The sequence below is a fragment of the Mycobacterium aquaticum genome (assembly GCF_002086485.1).
GTDB classification, from domain to species: Bacteria; Actinomycetota; Actinomycetes; order Mycobacteriales; family Mycobacteriaceae; genus Mycobacterium; species Mycobacterium aquaticum.
Genome location: NZ_MVHF01000047.1, coordinates 36,717 through 62,818, shown reverse-complemented (window position 1 = coordinate 62,818; position 26,102 = coordinate 36,717). Strand labels below are relative to the sequence as shown.

Below are 26,102 nucleotides of genomic sequence, written 5' to 3'. Positions count from 1 at the left end.
CACCGCGCGGCGCCCCCCCACCCCCCCCGGCCCGGGGGGGGGGGGGGGGGGCGCCCCCCCCCCCCGGGGGGGGCGGGAGCCTCACGTCTGTGCGGCGGTTGGCTGCCGGAGAAACGCCGCGAGCACGTCGGCCAGCTGCGGGATCGAATCCCGCGTGATCACCTCGTACCCGTGGGTGCTCATCGTCGGTAGGCACAACAGCGCAGCCTTGGGGGTGAGACCGCCGGCCTTGGCATGCGAGGCGTCTGACTGGAACGCCCCGAGCACGGCAGCCTGCGGGTGTAGGCCCAGGTGCCGTGATACGTCCATCAGCCGGTCGGCGACAGACTTGTCGTACACACAGACCGCGTCGCTGTAAGCCACGATGGGACCACCGGTCACCGTGGTGCCGTACTCGGGCTCGGTGGGCCCGACCTCCACTGCGAGAGCCAGCTCCGCGGGCAGCGCTCGGCTGGCATACGCCGCGCCCACCGCACCGATCTCCTCGTTCGTGGTGAACACGAAATACACGTCTCCGGCCGGACGCGTTGTCGCCGAATGCAATTCGCGGGCACACCGCAACAGTGCAAGAACCGGGGCCCGGTCGTCCATGAAATAACAACCCAGATAGTCACCGATTTCGACCAGGGTGCGCTTGCTGCGATCGATGCATACCCGGGTGCCCGGCCCGATGCCTGCCGCGTCGAGTTCGGATGTGCTGCGGCCGGTGAACACATACACGTCGGGCCAGTCCAGCGCCCGGTCACCTTGATCAGGTTTGGTCTGCCAGATCCGAGCACTTTCTGCAGTTGTGTGCTCGGAGCCGAGGGCGAGTACGCCACAAAGCGTTTCACGATCGCCGAGGACGGCTACGGGGCCGAGGCCGAAGTTCGCCGGATACATGGTGCCCAGGGGCGTGAGATGCAGAGTGCCGTCGGGTTCCACCCGCTTCACGAGCATCGACAGCTCGTCCAGGTGAGCCATCACCGCGGTGGCAGGCCCGGGCCCACCGCGGACCACGCCGACCAGGTTGCCCGCCGGGTCGACCCAGGTGTGGTCGGCGACGGGTGTCAGTTCTCGCCGGCATATGTCGCGCACGGCGTCTTCCTGGCCGGCCGGGCCGTAGGCCGTCAACAGTTCCTGGAGAAGTTCGACAAGCTGCTGATCGTCCGGCCACGACGGGGGTACGCCGGTAGTTGCCATGCTCCGGCTCATTGCCCACCCGACCGCGAATCAACCCTGGGACGGTCTACGTCAGCACGGGACAACCCATGCGTCGCAGGCCCTTCCAGCAGCGTGCCGTCGGGCGCGAACCGCGAGCCGTGCAGCGGGCACTCCCAGGCACGGTCCGCATCGTTGAACACGACTATCCCACCCAGATGCGGACACACCGGCGAGACAGCATGGGCGACCCCCTCGACCACGCATTCGGCGCGCATCCGCCAGGGCGGACCGGTGACTTCGCCACGGCCCTCGTCGGGGCCGGTCGCACACCTGGTCACCGGGGTCAGCCAGCCTTTGGCGAGATTGAGACCGACCTCAAGGTTCGCGCGTAGCGCGGTCGGTGTGCCGCTGACATCGTGCGGGCTCCAACTGGCGAACGCGTGGGCCCAGTCCATGCGGCCACCGAGCAGCCGCGCCGAAAGTGCCAGCGCCGCAGCCACGCCGTTCGACATGCCCCATTTGTCGAAACCTGTTGCGACCTGGATGCTTTCGAGCTTCGGCAGCAGCGGTCCGACATACGGTAGATCCCCGGCCGGTGTGTAGTCCTGCGCTGACCAGAAGTGTGTTCTCGTTGCGCCGGGATAGTGCTGTCGCACCCAGTCGGTGAGTTCGGCGACGCCCTCGGCCGGCGACTGTGCTCGGCCCACGCCGTGCCCGGCGCCGCCGACGATCAGCCGGTCGCCCGCGGACGTGGGTGCGTGGCGCACTGAACGGGTGGGGGAGTCGACAGAGATGAACATCGACCCAGTGATGTCACCCGGTACGTCGAACGCCATGCAGTACGAGCGCTGGGCCGTCAGCCGTGCGAAGAACAAGCCTCGGTCGAGAATCGGGGTGCCGGTTGCCAAGATGCACTGCCGGGCCCCGATGGACCACCCTTCGTCGTCGGGCACCGCCGGACGACGAACGTGTACCCGCACGGGACCGAGGCCCGTCACAGATACGGCACGCGTGCCCTGCAGCAGCGATCCGCCGTGCAGCTCCAGCTCGACCACGAGGCTGTTCAGCAGCGGCATCGGATCGAGCTGGGCCTGAGCAGGCAGTTGCACTCCGCCCAGGAAAGGGAAGGGCACGTCGGCGTGCTGAACCCAGCGGGCATCGTGCAGTCCAGCGGTGCGGCACGCGGCCAGCGCCGCCTTCGCCGTGGCCAGTCCGCGCTGATCTTGCGCGTACGCATGATCGTCGGCACGCTGCACGTCCAGCCCGTGATCGGCGCAGTGCCGCAACAACCAGTCCCGTCCTTCGACATTGCCTGTCACGTAGGCGGTCAAGACGTCACGACCGTGCTTGCCGGCGATGCGTGCCAGCTTGGTGCCCTGCAGGACACTGACCTTGCCGGTGGTGTTACCCGTCGTCCCGGCCCCCACCCACCGCGCCTCCACGACGACGACGCGCTTGCCGGCGCGGGCGAGGAGCACCGCCGAGGTGAGGCCGGTGATACCCGCACCAATGATCACCACGTCGGCCGAGTCCACGGCGTTGTCCGCGCCGGGCGGTGTGGCAGATTCGATCCGGTCGGCATTCCACAGTGAGGGCATGCAGTGCTGTTACCCGGGCACTGGCAGACCAAACGTGACGTGCCACGCCCGGCGTCAGCCGGTTTCGGCGGGCACCGGGGGACGAACCGCCCGTTTTGCCTCAAGGAAAGTCGTGACTACGCGTAGCGGCTGGTCTGGGCAGACGATGCCGAGCAGGCGGCGGATCGTCGGCTGCGCCAACAGCACCCAGGTGGTGCCGGAGCGGGAGCATTTGTCGTCGAAGTACTGCAGTCCGCGGAGCCCCAACGTGCCGATGAAACTCATCGGGCGTAGATCGACGATGACCGCGCACGGTCCCGCGGCGAAGCGGGTGAGCGACGTGACGAAGGTGTCGGCGTTGGCCGCGTCGACCTCGCCGGTGGCAGTGAGGATGATGCAATCGCTCTCGTGGCGAGCCTCGATGGCGGCACCACGGCAGTTGATGTGGTGGCGAAATGTCGCGGCTGTGGACTGTCTGTCCGCAATAGGCACGGGGTACCCCCTCGCTGAATGCAAGCACTCAAGCGGGTTGGTTGCTCAACCCGCCGAGTTTCTGGACAGGCTGTCGACTCAACCGGCCCCAAGACTAGATCACCACAGTCTGCGTCGGTCAGAAATCCTCCGGGATGTCACCGCGGTCCGCATCGGGCGGTCCCGTCAAAAGGGCTGTTGGGCAGTGGTTTTGGCGCTCCTGAGGGTCTTTTGCGGATAGGTGAGCTTTTCGTTTTCTGGATATGCCGCCAGGTGTCGCTGAATGTTGGTATCCAGCAGGTTTGACCCCGCAACGGTCGGGCTACGCCCACACCATGCAACACGAACATGCCCCGATCCTCGACGCATTGGTCGACTACCGGGCGCGCAACCGGTACGGATTCACTCCACCGGGACACCGGCTGGGACGCGGCGTCGACGAGCGGGTCGCCGCGGCGCTGGGCCTCGACCCGTTCCGCGCCGACGTTCTTGCCAACGGCGGTCTCGACGATCGCCGGTCGCGTGGGGCTTATCTGGCCTGCGCCGAGGAGTTGATGGCAGATGCCCTCGGCGCCTCCTACGCCTACTTCTCGACGTGCGGAAGTTCGTTGTCGGTCAAGGCGGCCATGATGGCCGTGGCAGGTGGCGGTGACGGCGGCCTGCTGGTGAGCCGGGACAGTCACAAGTCGATCGTGGCCGGCCTGGTGTTCGGCGGTCTGCAGCCACGCTGGATCACCCCGCGCTGGGACGCGGACCGGCACTTTTCCCACCCGCCGTCGCCTGAGCAGGTCGAAGAAGCGTGGCAGCGGTACCCCGACGCCGACGGAGCACTGGTCGTGAGCCCGAGCCCCTATGGCACGTGCGCCGATCTGCGTGGCATTGCCGAGGTCTGTCATCGGCGCGGCAAGCCTTTGATCGTCGACGAGGCATGGGGCGCGCACCTGCCCTTCCACTCCGACCTGCCGACGTGGGCCATGGACGCCGGCGCCGACATCTGTGTGGTCAGCGTGCACAAGATGGGAATGGGTTTCGAGCAGGGCTCGGTCTTTCATGTCCAAGGCGACCTCATCGACCGCAACCGGTTGACGGCGTGCGCCGATCTTCTGATGACCACGAGCCCCAACGTGCTGGTGTACGCCGCCATCGACGGGTGGCGACGCCAGATGGTCGAGCATGGAGAGGAATTGCTGGACGCGGCACTGGGCACCGCGGAATCGGTCCGTGCCGCCCTCGGGCGGGTGCCCGAGGTGTCGGTGATGGAACAGGAACTGCTCGGCGTGCAGGCCTCGCACGACCTCGACCGCTTGCAGGTGTTGGTCGATGTATCGGCAACCGGTACATCGGGATATCAAGCCGCCGACTGGCTTCGCGAGCACTGCAGCGTGGACGTGGGCATGTCCGACCACCGCCGGGTGCTGGCCACCATGTCGATGGCGGACGACGAGGACACCGCCGGACGGCTGCTCGACGCGTTCGGTGCGTGGCGGTCGGCCGCGGACGATTTCGACCCCCCGCCGCGAATCCAGTTGCCCGACCCGGGACAGCTTCTGCTCGAGACAGTCAGGCTGCCGCGAGACGCGTTCTTCGCTGACACCGAGATGGTCTCTGCGGCCGACGCCGTGGGCCGCGTGTCCGCGGAGCAGATCACGCCCTACCCGCCGGGCATCCCTGCCGCGGTGCCGGGCGAGCGCCTCGACACCGCTGTCATCGAATACCTGCGCACCGGTGTCGAGGCGGGCATGAACGTGCCGGATCCCGCCGATCCGTCGCTCAAAGAGTTCCGCGTCGTGGTCTGAGGCTGCGCGGGGATGTCACCGCTGGGCGATGTCGGAATCGCACGCCCTGGGCAGACAGTGGGCCGAATCGGTGATCCGAGCGTTCATATTGCGTCTCATCATCTCCAGCGCTGCGGTGCCGAGATCTTCGTCGATATGTGCCACGGCATCGGACGGGATGACGACGTCGAAATGGCGTAGATAGCCGTCGAGCGCGCTGTAGAGGATGCACTGCTCTGTGACCTGCCCGGCGAGAATCAAGGTCTTGGTGCCCATCCGTTGCAGGAGATAGTCCAGGGCCGTCGCGTAGAAGACGCTGTGCCTGACCTTCGTGAGAAACGCGGATCCGTCGGTGGGCAGCAGCGGGTCGACCAATTCCGGATAGCGCCCATCCTGCGCAGAGCGGACGATATCGCGCCCGCTGGCGTTGAAATCCCCGTGGTTGTCGTTGATGTAGACGATGTCGACCGCCCGTTGGTCACGCGCAGCGTGCTGCAGCCGCTGCAGCGGTCCCAGAATCTCGGCGACATTGGCGGCGAGTTGATCGGCGTCTTCATGCCGGTAGTCGTTGAACATGTCGATGATCAGCAATGCGGTATCACTCATCGTTGGGTGGCGCCTCAGCTTCCTCGGCCATGGATGGCGAACCGAAATGAATTGGTGCCCAGTCGCTTCTGGCTCATGTCGACTCCTCGTAGATCGCAGCTCCCGACGGTCGCGCTCCGGATAGACGGCACACGTCAGGCCGACGGTCGTGGCGGGACCGATGTCCAACCTGTCCCGTCGCGATCGCCGGCCTGCGCTGCCATCAGAGCGCACCGTCGGACTGAGGCGCGTCGATGGGAGTTCTATCTGCCGCGGCGGAGATGGCGGTTATCGTCGCGCCGTCGTGCATGCGGCGAGGTCCGCCTCATCCCCGAGGCCGTTGTCAGCCGTGCCCGGACCCGCAGCCCATACCCGGCACGCACCCGCCGCCGCCGGGCACACCGCCCGGACCGCCGTTGACACCGCCGGAGCCGCAGATCGGACCGTTCGGGCCGGGCACGCAACCACTGCCACCGGGGCCGCCACCGGGCCCGTCATTGGTGCCGCCGGAGCCGCACTCGCCGTTGATACAGCCACCGCCGCCCGGGTCGAGCGGGACGAACTGGACAGTGGCGATGCCGCCCGACACCTGCCCGGGGACCTCCGCTGCCGCGAACGGTGCGGCGGCCAATGCCGATGCGACGGCACCCGCGAACACGAGGGGGGCGACGCCGCGCTTCATCCTGGTTCCTAGGTTCAGTTTCATCATGATTCCTGGGTATCCGCATCACGCGGGTACGAAACCCGTAACACCGATTCATCGGCTCCGGGACGGTCGGTGGCCGAACTCCAGGCGCAGCAGGACGAACAGAGCGGGCAGTAGTTGAGTCAGTGAGATGAGCACGTAGCGGCGCTCGCCCAAGGCGTCGAACTTTCGCAGATACCGGTAGAGCGACTCCAGCTTGATGAGCCGGTCCCCGGTGTGTGCGAGCAGGTATGCGGCGCGAACCAACAAACCGGTGTTCGGGTCCTGGGAAAACAGCTCGGGGAAGGGCGCGAACGCGAGTGAAACCCGTTGAACTCCAGCATGTCTCGCCCACTCGATCATGTCGACGCTGAGGCGTTCGTCGATTCCGTTTCCAGCGCCTTTGCGGCGCCACGGCAATTCGAGGCTGAGGTCTGTTCCGCCACCGGTGCCGGCGTACCGGTGAAAAGCCTGTGCCCGCCCCGCGCGGTCGCGCGCGATGATCAGCCACACGTCGGGGTAGTGGCCGGACAAGGTGTCGCCAAGCATCATCGCGAAGCCGCGTTCGCCTGCCGCGGCCCTACCCGATGCCTGCATGACGTCGTCGAGCTCGGCACGCAACTCGGCACTGAGCTCCTGCTCGGGGACGACCTCGGTGCTGATGCCTGCGTTGTGGGTGCGCTTGACGGCCTGTCGCAAGTTGCGTTTGCTGCGTCCCGACAGGCTGAACGTGGCGACGTCGACGACGACGTCACGTCCGATCGGGATGGCCTTGAGCCCGCAGACGCCGGGGCTTTCCTGCCACAGCGGCAGCCGGGATTCCGAGGCTCCCAAGACCACGATCCGCCAGCCGCGGGACCGGCACAGCGCCGCGAACCGGGAGACCACCTCGGGGTAGCGACGCGCGTCGCCTAACGGATCGCCGCTGACGACCGCAAGCCCGCCCAGTGCCCGGTACGCCAAACCTGCGCTCGCATCGGCACTGAAGACGTAACTCTTGTTGGCCGCCATGGCAAATGGGGCCAAGGGATCGTCATGTGTCCGGTCCACCAGCCGGTGTACCTGCGGCAGCTCCTCCGGCTCGGCGCGGGACCGGCACGGCAGCATCAGCAGAAGACCGGCGGCGAGGACCAAGGCCGCGAAGACGTCGGCTTCGCCATGATCACCGGCCAGGATCGCCAGCAGCACGGCGGCCGCCGCGAGCGCGCCGTGCAACCTTGTGACCGGCCGTCCCAGCGCCAATCCGTGCCCGACGATCGTGACGGCCACCGCGGCCGCAGCAGTCTCCACCGACGCGCCTTCCAGGCTGGCGTGGGCGAGGCCGTACCGCGCGGTGAAGATGACGACCACAGCTCCGGCGACCATCAACGCAGGCATGCTGCGGCAGAACTGATTTCGCCCTGAATCCACCGCGCCGGACGCATCGGCGACCCGTGGATGCAACCCACGTGCACGATCGCTTTCGAGCATCGCCGGAGACCTCCTCGGTGGTATATGACCTGCGCGGTTACCCACTCGAGGGTTACCCCGCCCGCGTCCGGCCGCAACCCGTTTGATCGTGACACGTTTCGACTTAGCTCAAACGGGTATCCCGCGAGTCATGAGACTCGGTGGTTCTCTCGGACTGATTGTCCTGATCTGGTTGCTGATCGGGGTATTCGCGGCCTGGCAGCGCGATTACTTCCACACAGGTACGACGAGTTGTGCCACTGCGGGCAGCGTTGCGCTGACCGTCGTGGCTGGGCCGCTCAACTACGCGGGCGTCAACCCGAAGGTCGCGAATTGCCATCTGCCCGAACCGTCCCAATGATCCGAAACCCATCACAACATCCATTGAAAACGAGGTCACGATGATCGTCTTCGGAGCGATACTGCTCATTCTCGGTTTGGTGTTCAACATCTACCTGCTCTGGGTGATCGGCATCATCCTGCTGGTCGTAGGTGCCGTGTTCTGGCTGCTGGGCTCGATCGGACGTCCCGTCGCGGGCCGTCGCGTTTGGTATTGACCTGCGCGGGATTGCGGTGATTTCGCCGGGCTGACGGAATGGTCGTCGGCCCGGCGAAATCGTTCTACTGTGGATACAGCCCCGTGCAGGGGCAAAAGGGCCAGCAGTTATGGCGGGAAGGAGTAGCCATGAAGGGTCCGAAAGATCCGGTGGATCACGCCAGGACGACACGGCCACACGCCGGTGAGTCGATGAAGGACAACGCGATCATGCCCGCTCTTGTCGTGATCGGTCTCGCGCTGGTGTTGTTCGTCGCGTGTTTGTCCGCCTTCGCGACAGGCCATTCCGATGTCGGATTCACCGTGGGCAGCCTGTCCGCGGCGGGATTCCTCGTCGGGTCGCTGTGGCTGGCGTTCGAACACATCAGGGTCAGGCGCATCGAGGAGCGTTGGTACGCCGAGCATCCGAGCGTGATGAGGCAACGCCCCAGCAGCTGACCGTGGTGCCACAACTGCACAAGGCCACCAGCCGCAGCCCGGCCGGACGGGATTCCGCGGTCTGATCAAGGCCGGAACGTGAGCGCGAGCACCGCGAAATCGATGGCCAGAAGTGCCAACGCAACCAGGGGCACCACGATGCCGCGGCGCAGGCGCGCGGTGAATGCCGACACCGCGATGGTCACGACGGGGACCACGAGCGCGCCGTAGAACAGAATCCCGAACCAGAATTCATTCGGCCCTTTGTGGGCGCATGTCTGCTCTGTGCAGCCGGCCAGGCTCATCACGGCCGCCATGCCGTACAGAAACACGGCGATTGCCACCGGAATCGTCAGAATCGCAAGCACCCAGGTCGCGGACAGTCGACGCTTTTGCTCGGTGCGCGCAGTGTCTGTGTGTGATTCGGTCATGGCGGCGGAGTACCCAGTTTCGCTTGGACATGCACGGGTATTCGGTCGGCATGACGCGATTCGGATACACGTTGATGACCGAACAGAGCGGGCCCCGCGATCTCGTCGACTACGCGGTTGCCGCGGAGCAGGCCGGGTTTGATTTCGAGGTGTGTAGTGATCACTTCTCGCCCTGGCTGGCCACTCAGGGCCACGCACCCAACGCCTGGCCGGTGCTGGGCGCTGTCGCGCACGCGACAGATTCGGTGCACCTCTATTCCTACGTGACCTGCCCGACGATCCGGTATCACCCGGCGGTCGTCGCGCAGCAGGCCGCGACAGTGCAGATCCTCGCCGACGGACGGTTCACCCTCGGTTTGGGCACCGGAGAGAATCTCAACGAACACGTCGTTGGGCGGGGCTGGCCCACCATCGAACGGCGGCTCGACATGCTCGCCGAAGCAATCAAGATCATCCGAGAGTTGCTCGGGGGAGAGCTGATCGACTTTCGGGGCGAGTACTTCGAAGTCGACTCGGCCCGGATCTGGGATCTCCCGGACGAACCTGTGACCATCGGCGTCTCCATGACCGGCGAGAAAGCCGTCGAGAAGCTGGCTTTACTTGCCGACCACCTGATCGACGTCGCTCCCGACCGCGCGATTGTCGACGAGTGGCGCGACAAACGGCACGCCACCGGCGTGCTACCCGAAGGCAGGGTCATCGGCCAGATCCCGGTGTGCTGGGACACCGACCGGGACCGCGCCGTCAAGCGGGCCCACGAACAATTCCGGTGGTTCGCCGGCGGTTGGTCGGTGAACGCGGACCTGCCCACGCCCGCGGGATTCGCTGCGGCCACGCAGTTCGTCAGGCCTGAGGATGTCGCGTCGGCCATCCCGTGTGGACCCGACCTCGACGCCATCATCGAATCTGTGGACGAGTACCGCAAGGCGGGGTTCACCGACATCGCGCTCGTTCAGATCGGCGGCGAGAGTCAAGAGCACTTCTTGAACGAGGCAGCCAAGCCTCTGCTGGCCGCGTTGCGCGCCGAGCTCGACTGAACACGAAGGGGCCAGGTCGATCACTCGAGGCTACCGACCAAAAGCCATGTCCGGCAAGGCAATCGAATACCGAATGCCGACTGTCCGGCGCGCGCAACACGAAGGCCGTAAGGGCGCCGAGGAGGGCACGCCGCCGCTGGCCAGGTAGCCCTGATTGCTGCGAAGGGAAGAACCGGGAGAGTCACGTTTGGACTGTCCGGTTAGGGGGCACTAAACCTGAGGATTACCCAACCTGCGGTCGAAATATCGAATCCGCCGATATCGCCGAGAGGAGCCGGAACGTTGCCAAAGACCACCAGGCAGGGCCAGGCCAAACAGAGTGAACTGCCGAGTACGTTGAAGAAATCGGACGCCAAGGCGCAGAGAACGTTCGCCAAGGCGCACGATTCGGCCGTGGAGTCGTATGGCGAGGGCCAGCGTGCGCATCGCGTTGCCTACTCGGCGCTCAAACACAGCTACGAGAAGGTCGGCGACCACTGGGAAGCCAAGGACCACAAGGGTCCGTCCGACGCACGGGCCCGCAGCGGTGGCCCGAATGCGAAGGGTGCTTCCGCCGAGGGTGTCGACGCCAATGCCAGCAAGAAGCACTTGCTCGACTTGGCCCGCCGGCTCGACATCAGGGGGCGCTCCACCATGGACAAGAAAGAACTCGTCAACGCAATCGAGAAAGAGAATCGCAAGGAAACCCGCAAACGGTGAAATGTCGTCTCAACCCATCCGCCGGCACCGTATGCAAGCGGTGAAACCGATCGCCGGGAGTATCGTGGGCACGAAAATGCCTGGAGGTTACATGGCCCAAGACAATCCACCCGGCGCAGGCGCGCGGTCCGTCGAATTGCGGGTCGCGGCCAGAGTGGAAAACCTCGCTGTTGTGAGGACATTGGTCGGCGCGGCTGCCACATTCGAGGATCTCGATTTCGACATGGTGGCCGATCTTCGACTCGCAGTTGACGAAGCCTGCACCGCGTTGATCCGGTCGGCACTGCCGGATTCGACGCTCGTCGTGGTGATCGATCCGCGTGACGACCAGGTGATCATCACGGCATCGACCACCTGCCGCGGCGAACGCGTCGTGGAGCCGGGCAGCTTCAGCTGGCATGTCTTGACGTCATTGGCGCATGAGGTACGGACCTTTACCAACGGCCAAGGTGCAGACGCCGGTGCGGTATTCGGTATCTCGCTGACAGCAAGGCGAGCGAGCCTATTGCAGTGACCTCGGAATATGCGGATGTACTCGACATGTTCCGGGTGCTCGGCGGGTTGGACGAAGATACGCCGGCCTATGCGGAACAACGCGAAAAGATCGTCAGCCGGTGCCTGCCGCTGGCGGACCACATCGCTCGTCGCTTCGACGGACGCGGCGAATCGCGAGAAGATCTCGTACAAGTAGCCCGGGTCGGCCTGGTCAACGCCGTCAACAGGTTCGACGTCGAAACCGGTTCGGACTTCGTGTCGTTCGCCGTGCCGACGATCATGGGCGAGGTCCGGCGACACTTCCGGGACAACAGCTGGTCGGTCAAGGTGCCGCGGCGACTCAAGGAACTGCACCTGCGGCTCGGAACGGCGACATCCGAACTCTCGCAACGGTTGGGCCGGGCGCCGACCGCGTCGGAACTGGCTGCGGAGTTGGATATCGACCGCGAGGAAATCGTCGAGGGACTGGTCGCGGGAAGCTCGTACAACACCCTGTCGATCGACAGCGGGGGGAGCGGAGACGAGGACGCGCCTGCCATCGTCGACACCCTCGGCGACGTCGACACGGCCCTGGAGCGGATCGAGAATCGCGAGACGCTCAGGCCGTTGCTGGCGGCGTTGCCCGAGCGGGAACGCACCGTGCTGATCCTGCGCTTCTTCGAATCGCAGACTCAGACGCAGATCGCCGAGCGCGTCGGTGTCTCGCAGATGCACGTGTCGCGTTTGCTCGCGAAATCGCTAGCGCGGTTGCGGGACCAGTTGCAGTGACGGCGCGGCCTTGGCCTCGAGTTCGGCGAGGGCCTTGGACACCGTCGGGTAGACCGGCAGCGTGGCGGTGCTGAGTCTCAGCAGACGATCGACGGCCGGGCAGGACGTGAGGCCCCAGGCGACGCTTTTGGCGCTGCACCTGCCGTCGAGGTCTTCGAGCGCCGCGAGTCCTGCGGTGCCGAAGAACTCGACGCCGGCCAGGTCGATCACCAGCCTGCGGGTGTGGAACGTGTGACGCATCGCGTACGTCGCGAACTGCGGTGCCGAGGCGGCATCCAAGTCGCCGTGGACGGTGATCACGGCCGCTGACTGAGGTAACCAGCGCGTTGCGAACGAAGCTGTGTGGCCGCTGCCGGCCGTCATGGGTGCGGTCGGTGAGGTGACGTGCATTGTGACTCCATCAGTCGGAATACATGTATTCGTTCTGTGGCGCATGTAAACGGGGAAGGACGGGAGTTCCGCCTGTTACGTCTTGGACGCCGCAGCGGCTGTGAACTCAACCTGCTTTGAACACTACGCCCCCCGGCCATGGGGCGACAACCAATCACGGCTGGGTCCAGACTGTGCGTATGAACAAACGTGGTTCAGTGGCCGCAGTGATACTCGCCGCGGGCGCCGGAACCCGGTTCGGCATGCCGAAAGTCCTTGCAGGACAAGGTGAATGGTTGCGTGTCGCGGTCGAGGCGCTCAGTGGCGGCGGATGCGACGACATCGTGGTGGTGCTGGGCGCAGCTGTGGTCGACGTGCCTGCACCCGCCCGCGCCGTGGTGGCCGTGAACTGGCGAGACGGCCTCGCGGCCTCGCTGGAGGCCGGGATCCGGGCCGTCGACGCCGGCGGGGTCGACGCCGTGATGCTGCACCTCGTCGACACCCCTGACGTCAGGGCTGACGTGGTGCGGCGGGTCCTCACCGCGGCCCCACGGTCCGGCCTGGCCCGCGCCGTCTACCACGGTCGTCCGGGGCATCCGGTGCTGATCGCGCGCAGCCATTGGCCTGCCCTGCTGGCCTCACTGCGCGGTGACGAGGGGGCCCGGGCATTTCTGCGCGGCCGCGACGACGTCGAGGCGGTGGAGTGCAGTGATCTGGCGACCGGTGTCGATATCGACGTCAGGCGGTGACGCTGAGCCGACCGGGCACACCGCACGTCACGTGTGCACCTCCAGGCCCAGCACCGCCTCCGCATACCGCCGCACGGTGTCCTCCGAGATCGCGGCAGCATCCTCGAAGCCAGGGCGGCCCCGGCTGCTCATGAACCCGGTGACGGGGTCGAGTACGACCTCGGCGAGCAGTTCGCCGGTGGTGGGCTCGCATACCGCCCACGTGTAGCGGGTGTCGTCGGCCCAGCCGTCCTCGGCGTCGTGCACGTAGTCCAGGTCCGTCTCACCGAGATCAGCGAGTGCGGGCCGGTCGTCGACGCGGTCATCGGCGCGCAGCCCGCGCAGGTACCACTGGCCGTTGTTGATCTCGACAGGTTCCATGACGTCTCTCCCTGAATGCCGAATGGCCACTTATGGCACAGGATTCACCAGAATCCGTGCCACAAGTGGCCACTCGGCGCGCGAAAGTTCTACTTGATCTCGGCGATCACGGTGCCCTGGGTGATGGCGGCACCGGACTCGACGGCCAGGCCGGTGATCACACCGTCCTTGTGCGCGGTGACCGGGTTCTCCATCTTCATGGCCTCGAGCACCACCACCAGATCGCCCGCGGAGACCTCCTGGCCTTCCTCGACGGCGACCTTGACCACGGTGCCCTGCATCGGCGCGGTCACCGCGTCACCCGAGGCGGCAGACGCGCCGCCGCCACCACGCTTGCGTGGCTTGGGCTTCTTGCGGATGACGCCGGCGGGGGCACCGCCACCGCCACCGAGCGCCAGATCACCGGGCAGAGAGACCTCGAGGCGGCGTCCGCCGACCTCGACCACGACGGTCTGCCGCGGGACGGTGTCCTCTTCCTCGATCGGGTCGCCACCGGTGAACGGCTCGACGGTGTTGTTCCACTCGGTCTCGATCCAGCGGGTGTGGACGTCGAACTTCTCGCCGTCACCGATGAAAGCCGGATCGCTGACCACCGCGCGGTGGAACGGGATGACCGTCGCGAGGCCCTCGACGTTGAACTCGGCGAGCGCACGGCGGGACCGCTCCAGCGCTTCGTCGCGGGTGGCGCCGGTGACGATCAGCTTGGCCAGCATCGAGTCGAACTGGCCACCGATGACCGAACCGGCCTCCACGCCGGAGTCCAAGCGGACACCCGGGCCGGAGGGAATGTCGTACTTGGTGACCGGGCCGGGGGCGGGCAGGAAGCCGCGGCCGGCGTCCTCGCCGTTGATCCGGAACTCGAACGAGTGGCCGCGGGGGGTCGGGTCTTCGGTGATGTCCAGCGCCTCGCCGTTGGCGATCTTGAACTGCTGGCGCACCAGGTCGATGCCCGCGGTCTCCTCGGTGACCGGGTGCTCCACCTGCAGACGGGTGTTGACCTCGAGGAAGCTGATCAGGCCGTCCTGGCCGACCAGGTACTCGACGGTGCCGGCACCGTAGTAGCCGGCCTCCTTGCAGATGCGCTTGGCCGACTCGTGGATCTCCTTGCGCTGGGCGTCGGTGAGGAACGGCGCCGGGGCCTCCTCGACCAGCTTCTGGAAGCGACGCTGCAGCGAGCAGTCACGAGTGCCTGCGACGACGACGTTGCCGTGGGTGTCTGCGATGACCTGGGCCTCGACGTGGCGGGGCTTGTCCAGGTAGCGCTCGACGAAGCACTCGCCGCGGCCGAACGCGGCGACGGCCTCACGGGTCGCCGACTCGAACAGCTCGGGGATCTCCTCGATGGTGCGGGCCACCTTCATGCCACGGCCACCGCCGCCGAACGCGGCCTTGATCGCGACCGGAACGCCGTACTCCTTGGCGAACGCCACGACCTCGTCGGCGTCCTTGACCGGGTCCGGGGTGCCGGGCACCAGCGGTGCCTGGGCGCGGGCGGCGATGTGCCGCGCGGTGACCTTGTCGCCGAGGTCGCGGATGGACTGCGGGCTGGGCCCGATCCAGATGAGCCCGGCGTCGATGACGGCCTGCGCGAAGTCGGCGTTCTCACTCAGGAAGCCGTAGCCCGGGTGGATGGCGTTGGCTCCGGACTTCGCGGCGGCGTCGAGGATCTTCTCGAAGACCAGGTAGGACTCGGCCGAGGTCTGCCCACCGAGGGCGAACGCCTCGTCGGCGAGCCGGACGTGTGGCGCGTCGGCGTCAGGCTCGGCGTACACGGCCACGCTGGCCAGTCCGGCGTCCTTGGCGGCGCGGATCACCCGTACCGCGATCTCCCCGCGATTGGCGACAAGCACCTTGGAGATCTTTGAGCTGGCGTGGTTGGCCACGGTGCCTCCTCGGCAGGTTCTCTAAGAATCGTCTTTAAGAATGTATCGCGGGAAGTTTAAGCGGCGCTCCTTATGGCTCGGTGAGCCGGTCCGGTTACCGACAAGTAAGTTTCCGCGGGGCGCAAAGACGGCCTGTCAGAACCGTAGCGCGTCGTGCCATCGGTGTGGCGACCGCCACATTTTTCATCAACCGATGAGGCCCGTACGAGTGGCCACCCACGGCAGTTCCTTGGTGAGCGCCGACCGGGCGGCGCCCCAGTCATGCCGCCCGGAAACCTCCGTGTAGTGGGTGTCCATGCCGCCGGCCCGGGTCGCCTGCAGGACGATGTGAGCGGTCGTCTTGGCGTCGTCGTCGCTGGATCCGGCCACGATGGCGCCGGCCGAACCCGCGAAGGTGCGGGTGCGCAGCAGATCGAGGGGGTCGACCCGGGCGAGTGCGGCGGCATCTCCGCCGAAGGCCGCGTCGATGGTGGTCTGCAAGTCGCCCAGGCTCGGCTCGGCGTCGCCCGAGATGTCCAGGAACGTGGGATACACCTGCGGATAGTTGGTCGCCAGCTGCAACGCGCACGTGCCTCCGTAGGAGAAGCCGCCGATCGCCCACGCGCTGGGATCGCTGTCGACGTTGAGGTGCGTCTTGACCCATGCGGGCAGATCGACGCCGAGATAGGTCGCCGACTTGCCGAGTTTGGAATCCAGGCACAACGGATTTGCGAAGTGGCTGCCGGTGGCGTCGGCGACCACCACGACAGGGGCGAGACCGCGATGCCTGGCGGCGAAATCGTCCATCAATGCCGGCAGCCGTCCGGCGGTGACCCAGTCCCGAGGGCCGCCCGGCTGGCCCGGGATCAGGACCAGCACCGGCAGGACCGGTCGTGGATCGGCGAAATATGCCGGCGGAAGGTAGATCTCAGCGGGACGGGTAGCGAATCCCGACGCCGGTGCTGGTATCACCGTCGAGGTCAGCTGCCCACGTGCTGGCGCGGGAACCCTTGGTTGCCAATACTTTTCGATGGGCCGCAGACTATGGTGCACCGGCGCGGGCGGCGGTATCTCGGCGAAGGGCACCTGATGGCGGTTGTCGATTCCGAGAGTGTCACGCACCGCGGGATACGCCTCGTAGAAACGGTTGATCTGATTGGCGCAGCAGGCTGTGACCAACACCACAGCCGTCGCCGCGGCGATCGAGGGCAACACGCGACGGTCACGGCTTACGCCGACCGCGGCGACGGCCACGGCGAGTACGGCCGTGGCGATCCACGCGTACACCGGAGGAGTCAGTTGATCCGGGAACAGGCGCAGCACGCGGCGCGCGAGATAGACCAGCACGACCGTGGCCGCCGCGGACGACACGACGCACAGCGTCAGGACCCGAAGAGGTGCGGGTCGTCGTACCCGCCACAGCAGCCAGCCACCTGAACCGGCTGCGAGCACGCCCAGCACCGGCGGAATCGGCCCTGACAACAGCGACCAGTCCAGAACTTCCACCGCTGTTGTCGACTCCGTTCCAGCCCCCATGGCGACACATCCGCGTTGACTTATAGCTAGCGGACGGCGTGATGTTACCGCCGGAAACTGTGCACAGCCTTGCGCTGAGCAAGGGTGCCGGTGCCCCCGAGGAGTTGCTGAAGAGCTGCTGTCAATCGAACAGGCGCTCAGCGCAGACGGCGCTTGATCCGGGTGAGCATCGCCGACATGCCGCGCAACCGCAGCGGACTGATCAGCGCCGCCAGGCCGAGATCGCTGTAGAAGTCGTCGGGCACCGCCAGGATGTCGGCCGCGGACTGGCCGTCGAGCCCGGTCGCGAGGATCGCCGCGAAGCCCCTGGTCGTGGGGGCCTCGGCGGGCGCACTGAAATACAGCCGGACATGTTCGCGGTCGGATGCGTCGACGTCGAGGAACAACGGTGACTGGCACTCCGGCACCGGCTCCATCGCGGCTTCTTCGAGCTCAGGCGGCAGCGACGGCAGATCATTGGCGAACTCCAGCAGCAACTGCAGCTTGTCCTGGCCGGCCACTTCCTGGAAGTCCGAAACCACCTCCGCGAGAGCGGCCGGCATGCTCACTGTGCGGACCCCGGGGCGTCACCCGCATCGGGGCCGACCGCGACCGGCACCCGCACCGCGTTGCCCCACTCGGTCCACGAGCCGTCGTAGTTACGGACCCCGGGCAGGCCGAGCAGATGCGTCAATACGAACCAGGTGTGGCTGGAGCGTTCACCGATGCGGCAGTAGACCACCGTCTCGTCCTCGGGCTTGAGGAACCCGTAGAGCTCCTCCAGTTCGGCGCGGCTGCGGAACTGACCGCTGTCCTTGGCGGCCTTGGCCCAGGGGATGGAGCGAGCGGTGGGGATGTGCCCGCCGCGCAGCGCGCCTTCCTCGGGGTAGTCGGGCATATGGGTGCGCTCACCGGTGTATTCCTGCGGCGAGCGGACGTCGATCAGCGGCTGCTTGCCGAGGATGTCGAGCACGTCCTGCTTGAACGCTCGGATCGGGGCGTCGTTGCGCTCGACCACCGGGTAGCCCGAGGTCTGCCGGTTTGGGACGTCCAGCGTCGTGTCGCGGCCGTGGGAGACCCACAGGTCGCGGCCGCCGTCGAGCAGTCGCACGTCGGGATGGCCGAACAGGGTGAACACCCACAGGGCGTAGGCCGCCCACCAGTTGCTCTTGTCGCCGTAGATCACCACGGTGTCATCGCGACCGATGCCCTTGCGGTCCATCAACTCGGCGAACTGTTCGCCCGTGATGTAGTCGCGGACATGCGGGTCGTTGAGGTCGGTGTGCCAGTCGATCTTCACCGCGCCCGGAATGTGGCCGGTGTCGTAGAGCAGCACGTCCTCGTCGGACTCGACGATGGCGAGCCCGGGCCTGCCCAGATTGCTGGCCAGCCAGTCGGCGGTGACCAAGCGTTCGGGGTGGGCGTAGTCGGTCAATGTGGGGCTGGGATCTGCAGGCAGCGGCACAACCATGAGCGTACCGCCGAGCGGGAAACTGCTGCTCGGCGGTGTGTCGGACGCCATTCTCCCGCTCGGACCGGCCAAGCCCTTGGCGGCCTCGCGGTCGGCCGCGCCTGGCAACGCCGTGCCGCACCTCAGCGCGGCTCCGCGCCGCTAGCTCTGATCGGACAGCGTTGGGTTGCAGCGTATTACGGTGTTGTCAGGCGGTGTACACGAACTCGTAGGCGACGGCGTAACGGCGCATGGCCTGGCCGGTGCGACTCGTCATCTGTGAGGACCGGGTACGGAACAGCGACCCGCCGTCCTGGCACCAGGTGACCACCCGCAGCAGGCGTTTGCCCGGTGCGAGCTGCTTGGCGATGATGTCGGCGAATGCGGCGCGCAGCCGCTCCAGATCATAGGTCCCGATGTCGCGTGTCACGCGTACGTCCCACATCGTCTCTTCGACTGGCATGCGGCCCAGTGTCGACCCGCCGGAGCGCGTATCGGAGTCAACGCCCCGGCGTGCCGCCGCCGAAAAAGGTTGCAATTTGGTCACTGCGGATCGGCGGTATCGTGCCGGTAGCGTCTGCTCGGAGCTGCTTCGCCTACCGCGGTGGTGAATGCTGTTGGTAAGCAACGTAAGTCATCTCTCCGATGTCATCGCCAAGTCTTGTCCAGATGGCGGAGTGCGAAATCGACCGCTTGGCTGTCCATCCCGTCCGACGCGTAGAGAACGTGAGCGCCGCTGTCGTTCCCGTCGACCGAACAGATGGGGTCTCCGTCTGCGGTCTTGTCCTTGTACAAGTGACCGATGGTGATCGGCGGCGCGCCAAACCGAGTCAAGAAGTCGTTGGACGGTCTGCCGAACAATGCCACCGCTGCGACATGATCGGCGACGCCGGCCGGCATCGGGCCGGTGATGCCCGGTGGCGGGATATACCCGGCGGGCACGGCATCGGAGGTGATGTAGCCGATCACCGCTGCGCCTTGGGAGTAGCCGCCGAGCACCATCTCGGTGGCCGGGCAGTTCGCCGCCATGTTCTGGGCATGCGAGCTGGCGTCGATGACGCCGTCCGCCGCGGTGGGGAAGTCCAAACTCGCGGGATAGTTCACCGCATAGACGCCGAGGGAACGGTCGCCGAGGCGCGTACGTAGCGAATTGACGAACGCCTGGCCGGTGTCTCCGACACCCGGCGGCTCATTGGTCCCCCGGGCGAACACGACCTCGACGTCGGGGCAGGGTGCCGCTGCGGCCGAGGGCATGCCGGCCGGCAGCCCCAGGATCGCCGACGACGTCGCGGTCAGCACTGCGAGGGTGCGGCCAGATCTGGTCAGCTGCGTCTTGTTCATCGTGATGCCGGTCATGTCCGTCGCACCCGCCTCATGTCACTGCTGTATCCGCTCGAAACGCAATACCCGCTGGTGAGGCAGTCGAAACCAGCTCCAGGGTGCCATTTGGAGCCATGCTGGCACCGGCCTTGTGAGGCCCGGAGTTTGACGCAGCCGGCCATGGGTATCCACGTCGCAAAAAGAGGAGAGATGCCCGATGAATGCGGCGACATCCGGTCGAGCAGGAGCCAGGGTTCGACTGTCCCACCACGTGATTCGGCTCGACGACGGACACCAGGTCGGTGTATCCGTCGGAGGCAGGGGAGTGCCGTTGGTTTTTCTGCACGGCTTGGGACTGAGCCGTCGGGCGTATGTTCGCACGCTCAGTCGTGTCGCCGGTCTGGGCTTTCTGGTTGTCGCCGTCGATACCGCAGGCCACGGTGATACGCATGATTTGCCCTGTGATGCAGGCGAACTCAGTGACCGCACCGCTCTGGTGGTCCGAACTCTGGATGCGCTCGGCATCGAGCGCGCAGTGTTCGCGGGGCATTCGATGGGGGGCAGGATGACGATCCACCTCGCGGCCACAGCGCCTGACCGGGTGTTGGCGGCCATCCTGTTCGACGCCGCCGCGGGTTCGTCCTTCGACACGGCGGTCGCGGCGGCGCTGCACTCACCCCGGCAGATATGGCGCGCGGTGTCAGGAGCGATGATCGATTTGTACCGAGACCCGTTCTGGATGCAGATCGCGTCTGCGAGCAGATACCTGCGCCTGCTGACCGCTGTCGCAATGGGCAGGTTGTTGCCGTCGACGGGCCTCACCGGTGCGGCGCGGGCGATCCTGCAGTCCGGGGAATGCACTCCGCTGCTGCGGGTCATGCGCGAGCGTCGCATTCCGACGATGGTGGTGCACGGGGACGCCGACGCGATCGTGCCCTTCGAAAGTGCTTGCGACGTAGCCGATGACGCGAACGCCACGCTCTACCGGGTGCGCGATGCCTGCCACTCCTGGCTCATCACCAATCCACGGCACGGCGCCGATTCGATGCGTCGACTGCTCGACGGGGCGTTGGGCGATGTCCTTCGTCAGACCGCCTGCGAGTTGAGCATCGACGACTGGCGCGACGTCGAGCGGTGGGATCGGGCTCTGGTCGCTCCGGACGCATGGGTACGGAAACTCAACGCGGACAACAACTTGCTGGGCATCGACGTGCGTGAGCGGGTCGAGATGGAACTGGTGCGCCGAGCCGAGCGGTCCAGCGCTGCCCGGCAGAACGTCGCGGCGGTGCGCGAGTTGCTGAGACCGCGCGACGCCCGTACCGCATGAGGTCATGGCCCCGGATCAGCTTGCGGGCGCGTCGTCTCCGTGATGGTGTTCGTGGTGCAGCGCCTCCTGCTCGCTGACCTCCTGGTCTTCGAGATCGATGAAGTCAGCCTTGGCGTCGGTGGTCGCCCGGATCAGCTCATCGAGTTTGATGAGGATTGCGGTGGTCTGCCGGTTGGTGGTGTGCTGCAGGACGAACAGCATCGGCAGAGTCACCAGCGCCGCGGCGGATGCGATGAACACCTGCCACCAGTGACCGAACCCGGTAGCGGCGCCCGCGATCAGGAACAGGACCGCCGAGCCGGCGATAACCGCAGCAGCCCAACGTGATCCGGCTACCCGGCTGGTGGTGTCGAGTACTGCCGTCAAACGCCGCGGCGTACTCGCCCGCTGCCATCGGCCTGCGCCTTTCCTGACACATCGAGCCGGCACCAACTGGCCCGCGGCAAAGGTGATACCCCGCGCGGCCCGCCCGAAACGCACGGTTTTGTTCGTGGCGGCCCGGGTATCCGCGGTCCTGATCGAGGGAAGGGTTCGCATGGGTGTTCTCGGCACACTCGCCGTGCCACTGCAATGGGGTGCGGCCATACGTCATCAGCGCCCCCGGGCACCGAGACTCACGTCAGGGATAAATGAGTCGCGTGATTTATCCCCTGAGTGAATCTCGATGTTCAGGGCCGCGAACCGCAATCAGACCGAAGCCGACGCCTTCCACAGATCCGTGACCGACACCCCGGCTGCCGCCAGCAGCCGCCGCAGCAGCGGCAGGCTCAGGCCGATCACGTTCGACGGATCACCTTCGATGCGGTCGATGAACCAGCCGCCCAGCCCGTCGAGCGTGAAACCGCCTGCCACACCGAGAGGCTCACCGGTGGCCAGGTACGCCTCCAGGTCCTCGGCTGTCGGGGTGGCGAAATGTACTGTTGTTACCGCGGTTTCGACGACCCGATGGCTGACCGATCTATCGCGCACCGCGATGACGGCGTGCCCGGTGTACAGCTGGCCCGTCTGCCCGGACATTGCCAGCCACTGCTCACGGGCGACCTCGGGTGTACCCGGTTTTCCGCACAACCGGCCGTTCAGCAACAGCATGGAATCGCAACCGATCACCACACAGTCGGTGGCGACCGCGGCGGGCAGCCGGGTCACGACATCGTCGGCCTTGGCCGCCGCCAGCTCATTCACCACCAGCCCCGGTGCGGCATCGCCCAATCCGGCGATGATCGCGTCCTCGTCGACACCCGAGACCACCACCAGCGGGGCGACGCCGGCTTGGCGTAGCACGCCCAGCCGGCCCGTCGACGCCGAACCCAGGACGACCCAGGTCATCAGTACCGTTCCTTTGTCGCGCAACCGCTCATCGGGCTGTTTGCGTCAGCGCCGGATGTGGGTCCGCTCCAACAACGTCACCCTCTGCCAGCTGAAGATCGAGTAACGCAGCTTGTCCACCGGGTGGCCCCACAGGTTGCGGTCGCGCCGCACCGGTTCGGTGCCGCCACCACCGGCGGCGCCGAGCACGGCCATCAGGGCGGCCATGTCCTCGTCGGTCGGGTTGCCGGTCAGCACCTTGATGTGGGCCTCGTGGTCGGCTTTCGCTGCGTCGGCCTGGGTTTCGTCAGTCACGGTCGCCTCGCTCACAGTGGAATGTTCCCGTGCTTCTTCGGCGGCGTCTGGACGATCTTGCGCTCCAGCAGTCGCAGGGCGGTGCCGATGTAGCCGCGCGTGTGCGACGGCGGGATCACCGCGTCGACGTAACCCCGCTCGGCAGCGATGTACGGGTTGACCAGAGTGTCCTCGTAGGTCTGCTGCAGTTCCAGGCGCAGGGCGTCGACATCCTTGCCCTCCTTGGCGGCCTCTTTGAGCTGCCCGCGGTAGACGAACCCGACCGCGCCCGACGCGCCCATGACCGCGATCTGCGCCGTCGGCCACGCCACGTTCACGTCACAGCCCATGTCCTTGGACCCCATCACGCAGTACGCGCCGCCGTAGGCCTTGCGGGTGATGACGGTGATCTTGGCGACGGTGGCCTCGCCGTAGGCGTACAGCAACTTGGCGCCGCGGCGGATGATGCCGTTGTACTCCTGGTCGGTGCCGGGCAGGAAGCCGGGCACGTCGACCAGCATGACGATCGGGATGTTGAAGCAGTCGCAGGTGCGCACGAACCGCGCCGCCTTCTCCGAGGCGTTGATGTCCAGGCAGCCGGCGAACTGGGTGGGCTGGTTGGCGACGATGCCGACCGGGCGACCCTCGATGCGACCGAAGCCGATGATGATGTTCTGCGCGTAGCCGGCCTGCACCTCGAGGAACTCGTCGTCGTCGAGGATGCGCGAGATGACCTCGTGCATGTCGTACGGCTGGTTCGGGGAATCCGGGATCAGGGTGTCGAGCTCAAGATCCTCTTCGGTGAGGTTGTCCTCGATGGCGCCCTCAGGTGCCGGAGCCGGGTAGTGCGGCGGCTCGGCGTAGTTGTTCGGGGGCAGGTAGCTCAGCAGGTCGCGGACGTAGTCGAAGGCGTCCTGCTCGCCGGACGCGACGTAGTGCGCGGTCCCCGACTTGGACTCGTGGGTGTGCGCGCCGCCCAGTTCCTCCATGGTGACGTCCTCGCCGGTGACGGTCTTGATGACGTCAGGGCCGGTGATGAACATCTGGCTGGTCTGATCGACCATGACGATGAAGTCGGTCAGCGCGGGGGAGTAGACGTGGCCACCGGCGGCGGCACCCATGATCAGCGAGATCTGCGGGATGACGCCCGAGGCCAGGATGTTGTTGCGGAAGATCTGGCTGTAGAGGCCGAGGGAGACCACACCCTCCTGGATGCGGGCGCCTGCGCCGTCGTTGATGCCGATCAGCGGCCGGCCGGTCTTGATGGCCAGCTCCTGCACCTTGACGATCTTCTCGCCGTAGACCTCACCGAGGCTGCCGCCGAACACCGTCGCGTCCTGGCTGAAGATGCACACGTCGCGGCCGTCGATCGTGCCGTAGCCGGTCACCACGCCGTCGCCCAGCGGGCGGTTCTCGGCCAGGCCGAAGTTGGTGCTGCGGTGGCGGGCCAGGGCGTCCAGCTCGACGAACGACCCCTCGTCGAGCAGCGCGTAGATGCGCTCGCGTGCCGTCAGCTTGCCCTTGGCGTGCACCTTCTCCACGGCGGCCTCGCCGACGGGGTGCAGCGTCTCTTCGGTGCGCTTGCGCAGGTCGGCAAGCTTGCCTGCGGTGGTGTGGATGTCCACCTGGTGCTCGGCTTGGGCTTCCGGCGGCTCGGTAACGCTCGTCATGGGTCACGATGCTAACGGTTTCTATAAGACACGTCTAAGAGAGGTGCGACTCACCCCAGCGGTCTCTGCGGCAGAACTGATGGCAGCAACCGTGTACCCGGGCCTCGATCCAGCCGCAGGCAAGCCGTGACCGCACGGGCCTCTGGTTGGCATGGCTTGACTGCGGCGGCACTGACGGCCCCGCGGATTTGGTTGCCGTTTCAAACAGTCGGTCGGTGCGTCCGCACGCCGGGCCAGTGCGTATACGCCCAATATGCGGATGATCGTCGCACCGTCATTTCGGAAGTTAACCCATCCTGCAGGAGGTGACGCAGACATTTCGGCCAGCAAGCAAGGTGGGCACTTGAGTGCGTCATCTGCTCACCTCGCAACACCGCCGCGAGTACATGGAATTATGGTCCAATGCAAACAGTTTGAAATTTGCTAACCGCGTCAATATTTAACCGGAACAATCCGCAAGAGGCAATTCGTGCAAACTCGAGCGGAGGCGTGGTCAAAGCGTTATCTTCTTTGCTGTTGTCGTCCAGGTGTAAGAGTCTGCCTGGGTGAGCAAAGGAGGCTCCATTGCCCGGAATTAACGCTAGCGAAGCGCCGAGCCTTGTCCTCCAGGCAGAGCAGATCCCCCGCCGCCACCGGAAGCCGCCCCCGTCTCGTGGCAGCGGCGCTCCTGCGGGTACTTGGCTCTAGGGCTGGGGGCTCTCATGTACAAGAGCAGGTCGCAGGTGGACAACTGTGTGCGGGTCGGTGTCATCGGGTACGGGTACTGGGGGTCCAAGCACGCCCGCGTGCTCGCCGGCATTCCCGGGGTTGAGCTGATGGTCATCGAATCCGAGCAGGACAAGCGCTGTGATGCGGCGACAGCCTTTCCCGCCGTCCATCGCGCGGCGTGCCTGGGCGAAGTCACGGACATGTTGGATGCCGTCGTCATCGCCACACCACCGTGGAGCCACAGCTCGATAGCGTTGCAGGCGCTCGAAGCCGGACTGCACACGCTGGTCGAAAAGCCCATGGCTACCTCGGTTGAGGACGCTGAAGCGCTCTCGGACGCAGCGGATGCACGCGGATTGACCCTCATGGTGGGCCACACCTTCGAATATCACGCCGCGGTCTGGAAAATACGGCAAATCATCACCTCTGGGGCGCTCGGTCGAATTCTCTATGTCGACACGGCACGCCTACAAAGTGGACCCGGTCCGCGTAAAGACTGCAATGTTATTTGGGATCTCGCGCCACACGACATTTCGATTGCCTCGTACTTGCTAGATGAATTTCCGGAGGCTGTCGTGGCGCGGGCGGAATACACGGTTGGTGACATACAGCCTGACGTTGCCTACTTGCGAATGGAGTTTCCACATACCGCTGCACCTGCGTTCGCTCACGTCAGCTGGCTCTCTCCGGTCAAGGTCCGCCGCATCACAGTTGTCGGCGATCAGAAGATGTTGGTTTACAACGACCTTTCCAATGATGAACCCATCAACATCTACGACGTAGATGTTGATATTGCCGATCTGGACGGCGCCCCCCTTCACCTCCTTCCGAAAATTCGAACAGACACCGTTGCTTCGGTCGAAGTGCAGTGGAAGGAGCCCTTGCTGGTACAGGATTCGCACTTCATCGACTGTGTTCGAACGGGTCGCCCGCCGGAGAGTTCCGGCGAACGTGGCATCGGGGTCGTCAGGGTGCTTGTCGCCACCGACGATGCTGTCGCGGTGGGTACCCCCGACGCAATCCGGCCGCCTTCGGTGGGTTGGATCCCACCCACCGTCGTAGACACCCAGGCGGCGTCGTGACGA

Annotated in this window: 31 protein-coding genes; 12 read left to right on the top strand and 19 right to left on the bottom strand. The window is 66.0% G+C overall.

Features of this window, described 5'->3' with window-relative positions; genetic code table 11:
• Positions 1 to 81 precede the first annotated feature (81 nt).
• From BST13_RS31320 to BST13_RS31310, 3 genes are read right to left on the bottom strand one after another with little or no spacing between them, the layout of a single operon-like run.
• Positions 82 to 1,182 (bottom strand): M42 family metallopeptidase, encoded by a 1,101-nt coding sequence (locus BST13_RS31320; RefSeq protein WP_083169074.1) that lies wholly within the window; start codon positions 1,180 to 1,182, stop codon positions 82 to 84.
• An 8-nt stretch (positions 1,183 to 1,190) separates the two neighbouring features.
• Positions 1,191 to 2,741 (bottom strand): FAD-dependent oxidoreductase, encoded by a 1,551-nt coding sequence (locus tag BST13_RS31315; RefSeq protein WP_083169057.1) that lies wholly within the window; start codon positions 2,739 to 2,741, stop codon positions 1,191 to 1,193.
• Between the two features lie 54 nt (positions 2,742 to 2,795).
• Entirely contained in the window at positions 2,796 to 3,212 is a 417-nt protein-coding gene (locus tag BST13_RS31310; protein WP_158087225.1) for an STAS domain-containing protein, read from the bottom strand.
• Between the two features lie 314 nt (positions 3,213 to 3,526).
• Between BST13_RS31310 and BST13_RS31305 the strand changes: the two genes are divergently transcribed.
• A complete protein-coding gene (locus BST13_RS31305) occupies positions 3,527 to 4,987 on the top strand; it encodes an aminotransferase class I/II-fold pyridoxal phosphate-dependent enzyme (protein ID WP_083169053.1) in 1,461 nt (486 codons plus the stop codon).
• Between the two features lie 15 nt (positions 4,988 to 5,002).
• Here the strand turns inward: BST13_RS31305 and BST13_RS31300 are convergent, their stop codons facing one another.
• The 3 genes from BST13_RS31300 to BST13_RS31290 form a co-directional block, all read right to left on the bottom strand.
• Complete coding sequence (locus tag BST13_RS31300; RefSeq protein WP_083169051.1) at positions 5,003 to 5,572, bottom strand: cysteine hydrolase family protein; 570 nt, start codon at positions 5,570 to 5,572, stop codon at positions 5,003 to 5,005.
• 322 nt (positions 5,573 to 5,894) lie between these two features.
• Complete coding sequence (locus BST13_RS31295; protein ID WP_083169050.1) at positions 5,895 to 6,233, bottom strand: PE-PGRS family protein; 339 nt, start codon at positions 6,231 to 6,233, stop codon at positions 5,895 to 5,897.
• 75 nt (positions 6,234 to 6,308) lie between these two features.
• The gene (locus BST13_RS31290; RefSeq protein ID WP_245839878.1) at positions 6,309 to 7,706 is read right to left on the bottom strand and encodes a bifunctional lysylphosphatidylglycerol flippase/synthetase MprF; all 1,398 of its coding nucleotides are present in this window, start codon (positions 7,704 to 7,706) and stop codon (positions 6,309 to 6,311) included.
• Between the two features lie 130 nt (positions 7,707 to 7,836).
• On the opposite strand from BST13_RS31290, the gene BST13_RS31285 reads away from it, so the two are divergent.
• The 3 genes from BST13_RS31285 (at position 7,837) to usfY (ending at position 8,679) form a co-directional block, all read left to right on the top strand.
• Positions 7,837 to 8,046 carry a hypothetical protein gene (locus BST13_RS31285; protein ID WP_083169048.1) on the top strand — a complete coding sequence of 70 codons (210 nt, stop codon included), beginning with the start codon at positions 7,837 to 7,839 and terminating at the stop codon, positions 8,044 to 8,046.
• A gap of 40 nt (positions 8,047 to 8,086) precedes the next feature.
• Positions 8,087 to 8,242, top strand: a complete 156-nt coding sequence (locus BST13_RS38460; RefSeq protein WP_095533782.1) for a DUF6131 family protein — start codon at positions 8,087 to 8,089, stop codon at positions 8,240 to 8,242.
• A gap of 128 nt (positions 8,243 to 8,370) precedes the next feature.
• Positions 8,371 to 8,679, top strand: coding sequence for a protein UsfY (gene usfY, locus BST13_RS31280; RefSeq protein WP_029370482.1), 309 nt, complete (start codon positions 8,371 to 8,373; stop codon positions 8,677 to 8,679).
• Between the two features lie 65 nt (positions 8,680 to 8,744).
• Here the strand turns inward: usfY and BST13_RS31275 are convergent, their stop codons facing one another.
• The gene (locus BST13_RS31275) at positions 8,745 to 9,089 is read right to left on the bottom strand and encodes a hypothetical protein (protein ID WP_083169046.1); all 345 of its coding nucleotides are present in this window, start codon (positions 9,087 to 9,089) and stop codon (positions 8,745 to 8,747) included.
• 50 nt (positions 9,090 to 9,139) lie between these two features.
• Here BST13_RS31275 and BST13_RS31270 point away from each other — a divergent pair, with 50 nt between their 5' ends.
• From BST13_RS31270 to BST13_RS31255, 4 genes are all read left to right on the top strand, one after another.
• Positions 9,140 to 10,126, top strand: coding sequence for an LLM class F420-dependent oxidoreductase (locus BST13_RS31270; RefSeq protein WP_083169072.1), 987 nt, complete (start codon positions 9,140 to 9,142; stop codon positions 10,124 to 10,126).
• A 282-nt stretch (positions 10,127 to 10,408) separates the two neighbouring features.
• Positions 10,409 to 10,825: a ChaB family protein gene (locus tag BST13_RS31265; RefSeq protein ID WP_083169045.1), complete on the top strand. Its 417-nt coding sequence runs from the start codon at positions 10,409 to 10,411 to the stop codon at positions 10,823 to 10,825.
• 91 nt (positions 10,826 to 10,916) lie between these two features.
• Positions 10,917 to 11,339 carry an ATP-binding protein gene (locus BST13_RS31260; protein ID WP_211296227.1) on the top strand — a complete coding sequence of 141 codons (423 nt, stop codon included), beginning with the start codon at positions 10,917 to 10,919 and terminating at the stop codon, positions 11,337 to 11,339.
• A 26-nt stretch (positions 11,340 to 11,365) separates the two neighbouring features.
• Positions 11,366 to 12,088, top strand: coding sequence for an RNA polymerase sigma factor SigF (locus tag BST13_RS31255; protein WP_245839880.1), 723 nt, complete (start codon positions 11,366 to 11,368; stop codon positions 12,086 to 12,088).
• Here the strand turns inward: BST13_RS31255 and BST13_RS31250 are convergent.
• Entirely contained in the window at positions 12,059 to 12,388 is a 330-nt protein-coding gene (locus BST13_RS31250) for an STAS domain-containing protein (RefSeq protein ID WP_245839877.1), read from the bottom strand. The genes BST13_RS31255 and BST13_RS31250 overlap by 30 nt on opposite strands.
• Positions 12,389 to 12,657: 269 nt before the next feature.
• Between BST13_RS31250 and BST13_RS31245 the strand changes: the two genes are divergently transcribed.
• Entirely contained in the window at positions 12,658 to 13,206 is a 549-nt protein-coding gene (locus BST13_RS31245; protein ID WP_083169038.1) for a nucleotidyltransferase family protein, read from the top strand.
• A 27-nt stretch (positions 13,207 to 13,233) separates the two neighbouring features.
• Here the strand turns inward: BST13_RS31245 and BST13_RS31240 are convergent, their stop codons facing one another.
• The 5 genes from BST13_RS31240 to BST13_RS31220 all read right to left on the bottom strand — a co-directional run bounded on the left by BST13_RS31240 (position 13,234) and on the right by BST13_RS31220 (position 18,408).
• The gene (locus tag BST13_RS31240; RefSeq protein WP_083169037.1) at positions 13,234 to 13,566 is read right to left on the bottom strand and encodes a hypothetical protein; all 333 of its coding nucleotides are present in this window, start codon (positions 13,564 to 13,566) and stop codon (positions 13,234 to 13,236) included.
• A gap of 89 nt (positions 13,567 to 13,655) precedes the next feature.
• A complete protein-coding gene (locus BST13_RS31235; protein ID WP_083169035.1) occupies positions 13,656 to 15,449 on the bottom strand; it encodes an acetyl/propionyl/methylcrotonyl-CoA carboxylase subunit alpha in 1,794 nt (597 codons plus the stop codon).
• Positions 15,450 to 15,635: 186 nt separating this feature from the next.
• Positions 15,636 to 16,964: an alpha/beta hydrolase gene (locus BST13_RS31230; RefSeq protein ID WP_083169034.1), complete on the bottom strand. Its 1,329-nt coding sequence runs from the start codon at positions 16,962 to 16,964 to the stop codon at positions 15,636 to 15,638.
• A 137-nt stretch (positions 16,965 to 17,101) separates the two neighbouring features.
• Positions 17,102 to 17,506 (bottom strand): SufE family protein, encoded by a 405-nt coding sequence (locus BST13_RS31225; RefSeq protein ID WP_083169032.1) that lies wholly within the window; start codon positions 17,504 to 17,506, stop codon positions 17,102 to 17,104.
• Between the two features lie 2 nt (positions 17,507 to 17,508).
• A complete protein-coding gene (locus tag BST13_RS31220; RefSeq protein WP_083169070.1) occupies positions 17,509 to 18,408 on the bottom strand; it encodes a sulfurtransferase in 900 nt (299 codons plus the stop codon).
• Positions 18,409 to 18,412: 4 nt separating this feature from the next.
• Between BST13_RS31220 and BST13_RS39145 the strand changes: the two genes are divergently transcribed.
• Positions 18,413 to 18,559, top strand: coding sequence for a hypothetical protein (locus BST13_RS39145; protein WP_158087224.1), 147 nt, complete (start codon positions 18,413 to 18,415; stop codon positions 18,557 to 18,559).
• Positions 18,560 to 18,601: 42 nt separating this feature from the next.
• On the opposite strand, the gene BST13_RS31215 is transcribed toward BST13_RS39145, so the two are convergent.
• Together BST13_RS31215 and BST13_RS31210 are read right to left on the bottom strand one after the other, a co-directional pair.
• The gene (locus BST13_RS31215) at positions 18,602 to 18,856 is read right to left on the bottom strand and encodes a hypothetical protein (protein ID WP_245839876.1); all 255 of its coding nucleotides are present in this window, start codon (positions 18,854 to 18,856) and stop codon (positions 18,602 to 18,604) included.
• Positions 18,857 to 19,041: 185 nt separating this feature from the next.
• Positions 19,042 to 19,749 (bottom strand): cutinase family protein, encoded by a 708-nt coding sequence (locus tag BST13_RS31210; RefSeq protein WP_425437078.1) that lies wholly within the window; start codon positions 19,747 to 19,749, stop codon positions 19,042 to 19,044.
• Between the two features lie 181 nt (positions 19,750 to 19,930).
• On the opposite strand from BST13_RS31210, the gene BST13_RS31205 reads away from it, so the two are divergent.
• Entirely contained in the window at positions 19,931 to 21,040 is a 1,110-nt protein-coding gene (locus BST13_RS31205) for an alpha/beta fold hydrolase (RefSeq protein ID WP_083169031.1), read from the top strand.
• 15 nt (positions 21,041 to 21,055) lie between these two features.
• Here BST13_RS31205 and BST13_RS31200 read toward each other — a convergent pair whose 3' ends face one another.
• From BST13_RS31200 to BST13_RS31185, 4 genes are all read right to left on the bottom strand, one after another.
• Positions 21,056 to 21,406: a low affinity iron permease family protein gene (locus BST13_RS31200; protein WP_245839875.1), complete on the bottom strand. Its 351-nt coding sequence runs from the start codon at positions 21,404 to 21,406 to the stop codon at positions 21,056 to 21,058.
• 321 nt (positions 21,407 to 21,727) lie between these two features.
• Positions 21,728 to 22,369, bottom strand: a complete 642-nt coding sequence (locus BST13_RS31195) for a nucleoside triphosphate pyrophosphatase (protein ID WP_211296228.1) — start codon at positions 22,367 to 22,369, stop codon at positions 21,728 to 21,730.
• A 42-nt stretch (positions 22,370 to 22,411) separates the two neighbouring features.
• On the bottom strand, positions 22,412 to 22,675 hold the full coding sequence (locus BST13_RS31190) for an acyl-CoA carboxylase subunit epsilon (protein WP_095533780.1): 264 nt from the start codon (positions 22,673 to 22,675) through the stop codon (positions 22,412 to 22,414).
• Entirely contained in the window at positions 22,672 to 24,309 is a 1,638-nt protein-coding gene (locus tag BST13_RS31185) for an acyl-CoA carboxylase subunit beta (protein ID WP_083169026.1), read from the bottom strand. Before BST13_RS31185 ends, BST13_RS31190 begins: the two co-directional genes overlap by 4 nt.
• Positions 24,310 to 25,010: 701 nt before the next feature.
• Here BST13_RS31185 and BST13_RS31180 point away from each other — a divergent pair.
• The gene (locus tag BST13_RS31180; protein WP_211296226.1) at positions 25,011 to 26,099 is read left to right on the top strand and encodes a Gfo/Idh/MocA family protein; all 1,089 of its coding nucleotides are present in this window, start codon (positions 25,011 to 25,013) and stop codon (positions 26,097 to 26,099) included.
• Positions 26,100 to 26,102 lie beyond the last annotated feature (3 nt).